The organism is Flavobacterium buctense (assembly GCF_014486695.1).
Taxonomy (GTDB): domain Bacteria; phylum Bacteroidota; class Bacteroidia; order Flavobacteriales; family Flavobacteriaceae; genus Flavobacterium; species Flavobacterium buctense.
The window spans coordinates 1-5,241 of sequence record NZ_JACTAB010000018.1; the positions used below are offsets into that span (position 1 = coordinate 1).

Annotated in this window: 2 tRNA genes and 3 rRNA genes; all 5 read right to left on the minus strand. The window is 48.0% G+C overall.

The features are described from left to right. Positions 1 to 32 precede the first annotated feature (32 nt). Positions 33 to 142 (minus strand): 5S ribosomal RNA (gene rrf / locus ICG50_RS12880). 118 nt (positions 143 to 260) lie between these two features. Further along, a 23S ribosomal RNA gene (locus ICG50_RS12885) occupies positions 261 to 3,143 on the minus strand. A 121-nt stretch (positions 3,144 to 3,264) separates the two neighbouring features. Next, a tRNA-Ala gene (locus ICG50_RS12890) sits at positions 3,265 to 3,338 on the minus strand. Positions 3,339 to 3,427: 89 nt separating this feature from the next. Next, positions 3,428 to 3,501: transfer RNA gene (locus ICG50_RS12895), tRNA-Ile, on the minus strand. Positions 3,502 to 3,588: 87 nt separating this feature from the next. Further along, positions 3,589 to 5,100, minus strand: a 16S ribosomal RNA gene (locus ICG50_RS12900). The 16S, 23S and 5S rRNA genes sit together here with 2 tRNA genes alongside, the layout of an rRNA operon. Between the last annotated feature and the right edge of the window lie 141 nt (positions 5,101 to 5,241).

Genomic DNA, 5,241 nt, shown 5'->3' on the forward strand with positions numbered 1-5,241 from the left:
CCTATCCAAATAAATGAATAGGGTTTTATAAAAAAAGGCGGCGACATACTCTCCCACATAACTGCAGTACCATCTGCGCAATCGGGCTTAACTGCTCTGTTCGGAATGGGAAGAGGTGAGCCCCGACGCAATAACCACCTTAAGTCGTTTTGCAAGGGTATCCCGATATATCGGGACAACATTACACAATATCTTAACATACTGAGATAAAGAAATTTTGTTTGAAAGATTGCTGCCCCGTCTTTCGACGGGACAACGACGTACATAAGCTTACGGGTTATTAGTACTACTCGACTATGACATTACTGCCTTTACATCTATAGCCTATCAACGTGGTCATCTTCCACGACCCTTAAAAGAAATCTCATCTTGTGGTGGGTTTCGCGCTTATATGCTTTCAGCGCTTATCCCTTCCCAACGTAGCTACTCTGCGGTGCTCCTGGCGGAACAACAGATACACCAGAGGTTAGTCCAATTCGGTCCTCTCGTACTAGAATCAGATCCACTCAAATTTCTTGCGCCCACAGTAGATAGAGACCGAACTGTCTCACGACGTTCTGAACCCAGCTCGCGTGCCACTTTAATGGGCGAACAGCCCAACCCTTGGGACCTTCTCCAGCCCCAGGATGTGACGAGCCGACATCGAGGTGCCAAACCCCCCCGTCGATATGAGCTCTTGGGGGAGATCAGCCTGTTATCCCCGGCGTACCTTTTATCCTTTGAGCGATGGCCCTTCCATGCGGAACCACCGGATCACTATGCTCTACTTTCGTACCTGATCGACCTGTATGTCTCTCAGTCAAGCTCCCTTATGCCATTGCACTCTACGCACGGTTACCAAGCGTGCTGAGGGAACCTTTAGAAGCCTCCGTTACTCTTTTGGAGGCGACCACCCCAGTCAAACTACCCACCAAGCAATGTCCCCCACATAAGCGGGGTTAGACCTCAGATAAGCAAAGGGTGGTATTTCAACAATGACTCCACAACGCCTAGCGACGCCACTTCATAGTCTCCCACCTATCCTACACATCACTTATCCAAGACCAATACTAAGCTATAGTAAAGGTGCACAGGGTCTTTTCGTCCCACTGCGGGTAATCGGCATCTTCACCGATACTACAATTTCACCGAGCTCATGGCTGAGACAGTGTCCAGATCGTTACACCATTCGTGCAGGTCGGAACTTACCCGACAAGGAATTTCGCTACCTTAGGACCGTTATAGTTACGGCCGCCGTTTACTGGGGCTTCAATTCAATGCTTCTCCGAAGATAACATCTCCTCTTAACCTTCCAGCACCGGGCAGGTGTCAGGCCCTATACTTCATCTTACGATTTTGCAGAGCCCTGTGTTTTTGATAAACAGTCGCCTGGACCTTTTCACTGCGGCCAGCATTGCTGCTGGCGACCTTTCTCCCGAAGTTACAGGTCTATTTTGCCTAATTCCTTAGCCATGAATCTCTCGAGCACCTTAGGATTCTCTCCTCGACTACCTGTGTCGGTTTACGGTACGGGTTCTTATAATCTAAGTTTAGAGGTTTTTCTTGGAAGCCCTTAGGCACACTATCTCTTTGCCCGAAGGCTCCGAGTACTATCGTATTTCCCCAAGCCGCGTGGATTTGCCTGCGCAGCTTATAGGTAGGTACTTCAACGAACTATTCCGTCAGTTCGCGGTGCTTTCATCACTCCGTCACCCCATCACAATTATAAGAAGTACGGGAATATTAACCCGTTGGCCATCGACTGTTCCTTTCGGATTCGCCTTAGGACCCGACTAACCCTCAGCTGATTAGCATAGCTGAGGAAACCTTAGTCTTTCGGTGTGCGGGTTTCTCGCCCGCATTATCGTTACTTATGCCTACATTTTCTTTTCTAACCAGTCCAGCATGCCTTACGACACACCTTCAACCCTGTTAGAATGCTCCCCTACCACTTGACTTTAAGTCAAGTCCATAGCTTCGGTAATATGCTTATGCCCGATTATTATCCATGCTCGTCCGCTCGACTAGTGAGCTGTTACGCACTCTTTAAATGAATGGCTGCTTCCAAGCCAACATCCTAGCTGTCTGGGCAGACAAACCTCGTTTTTTCAACTTAGCATATATTTGGGGACCTTAGCTGATGGTCTGGGTTCTTTCCCTCTCGGACATGGACCTTAGCACCCATGCCCTCACTGTTAGTGAACATTATATAGCATTCGGAGTTTGTCAGGAATTGGTAGGCGGTGAAGCCCCCGCATCCAATCAGTAGCTCTACCTCTATATAACTTTATAACTAACGCTGCACCTAAATGCATTTCGGGGAGTACGAGCTATTTCCGAGTTTGATTGGCCTTTCACCCCTACCCACAGGTCATCCGAAGACTTTTCAACGTCAACCGGTTCGGACCTCCACTATGTGTTACCACAGCTTCATCCTGCCCATGGGTAGATCACACGGTTTCGCGTCTAACACTACTGACTAAAGCGCCCTATTCAGACTCGCTTTCGCTACGGATCCACTACTTAATAGCTTATCCTTGCCAGCAACGTTAACTCGTAGGCTCATTATGCAAAAGGCACGCCGTCACCCCACTAAAGGGCTCCGACCGCTTGTAAGCGTATGGTTTCAGGATCTATTTCACTCCGTTATTCACGGTTCTTTTCACCTTTCCCTCACGGTACTGGTTCACTATCGGTCTCTCAGGAGTATTTAGCCTTAGCGGATGGTCCCGCCAAATTCAGACAGGGTTTCACGTGCCCCGCCCTACTCAGGATACCACTATCCTTATCTTCTCTTACCTATACGGGACTATCACCCTCTTTGGTTAACCTTTCCAGGTTATTCTAGTTCAATCCGCAAGAAATGTCGTGGTCCTACAACCCCAAAATTGCCGTAACAACTTTGGTTTGGGCTAATCCGCGTTCGCTCGCCACTACTTACGGAATCACTTTTGTTTTCTTCTCCTCCGCCTACTTAGATGTTTCAGTTCAGCGGGTTTGCTCTCCTATCGGAGTGACATGTCTTCAACATGCCGGGTTGCCCCATTCAGGTATCTACGGATCAATTCGTGTGTGCCAATCCCCGTAGCTTTTCGCAGCTTATCACGCCTTTCATCGCCTCTGAGAGCCTAGGCATCCCCCATACGCCCTTATTTTGCTTATTGTACTTTTGCTTCTATACATTACTGCATAGAGAGCGTGTTCTTTCTACTTTTTAAATTTTCTTATCTCAATATGTCAATGAACTGGCGCGGCCAGACCGATTTATTCAATCGCGGCGCGTAGTGGAGAATATCGGAGTCGAACCGATGACCTCCTGCGTGCAAGGCAGGCGCTCTAGCCAGCTGAGCTAATCCCCCATTTTCTAGTTTTCAGTTAACAGTTTTCAGTTAACAGTACTTCAAACGGTTACTCAACCTCCAGAATTTCCTTTATAAACAAAACAAAGTAGTCCCGCCCAGACTCGAACTGGGGACCCCTACATTATCAGTGTAGTACTCTAACCAGCTGAGCTACGAGACTCTGTTTTTTGCTTATTATAATATTTGAACTAACAGCGAGAGTAAAAAATTCGATTGCTTTGAGGACTATCCCCTATATCGTCTCTAGAAAGGAGGTGTTCCAGCCGCACCTTCCGGTACGGCTACCTTGTTACGACTTAGCCCCAGTTACCAGTTTTACCCTAGGCAGCTCCTTACGGTCACCGACTTCAGGTACCCCCAGCTTCCATGGCTTGACGGGCGGTGTGTACAAGGCCCGGGAACGTATTCACCGGATCATGGCTGATATCCGATTACTAGCGATTCCAGCTTCACGGAGTCGAGTTGCAGACTCCGATCCGAACTGAGAACGGTTTTGTAGATTCGCTCCTGGTCACCCAGTGGCTGCTCTCTGTACCGTCCATTGTAGCACGTGTGTAGCCCAAGGCGTAAGGGCCGTGATGATTTGACGTCATCCCCACCTTCCTCACAGTTTACACTGGCAGTCTTGTTAGAGTTCCCGACTTGACTCGCTGGCAACTAACAACAGGGGTTGCGCTCGTTATAGGACTTAACCTGACACCTCACGGCACGAGCTGACGACAACCATGCAGCACCTTGTAAATTGTCCGAAGAAAAAACTGTTTCCAGTCCTGTCAATCTACATTTAAGCCTTGGTAAGGTTCCTCGCGTATCATCGAATTAAACCACATGCTCCACCGCTTGTGCGGGCCCCCGTCAATTCCTTTGAGTTTCATTCTTGCGAACGTACTCCCCAGGTGGGATACTTATCACTTTCGCTTAGCCACTGAAGTTGCCCCCAACAGCTAGTATCCATCGTTTACGGCGTGGACTACCAGGGTATCTAATCCTGTTCGCTCCCCACGCTTTCGTCCATCAGCGTCAATCCACTAGTAGTAACCTGCCTTCGCAATTGGTATTCCATGTAATATCTAAGCATTTCACCGCTACACTACATATTCTAGTTACTTCCTAGTAATTCAAGTCTAACAGTATCAATGGCCGTTTGATCGTTGAGCGACCAGATTTCACCACTGACTTATTAAACCGCCTACGGACCCTTTAAACCCAATGATTCCGGATAACGCTTGGATCCTCCGTATTACCGCGGCTGCTGGCACGGAGTTAGCCGATCCTTATTCTTACGGTACCGTCAAGCTCCTTCACGAAGGAGTGTTTCTTCCCGTACAAAAGCAGTTTACACACCATAGATGCGTCTTCCTGCACGCGGCATGGCTGGATCAGGCTTGCGCCCATTGTCCAATATTCCTCACTGCTGCCTCCCGTAGGAGTCTGGTCCGTGTCTCAGTACCAGTGTGGGGGATCTCCCTCTCAGGACCCCTACCTATCGTAGCCATGGTAAGCCGTTACCTTACCATCTAGCTAATAGGACGCATGCTCATCTTTTACCGTTGGAACTTTAATTATAAAATGATGCCATTTCATAATACTATGAGGTATTAATCCAAATTTCTCTGGGCTATCCCTCTGTAAAAGGTAGATTGCATACGCGTTACGCACCCGTGCGCCGGTCTCAAGTATTGCTACTCTACCCCTCGACTTGCATGTGTTAAGCCTGCCGCTAGCGTTCATCCTGAGCCAGGATCAAACTCTTCATCGTATGTTGTTGATTCTTGCGAATCGTTTTTTTAGACAAAGGCTAGTCTTTTTCAAATCTTTCGACTCTCTTACTCTCTTTTATTTGTCCTAACATCTCTGTTAGAACGGCTGTCAATTCAATATGTCTATGAACGTTTCTTCT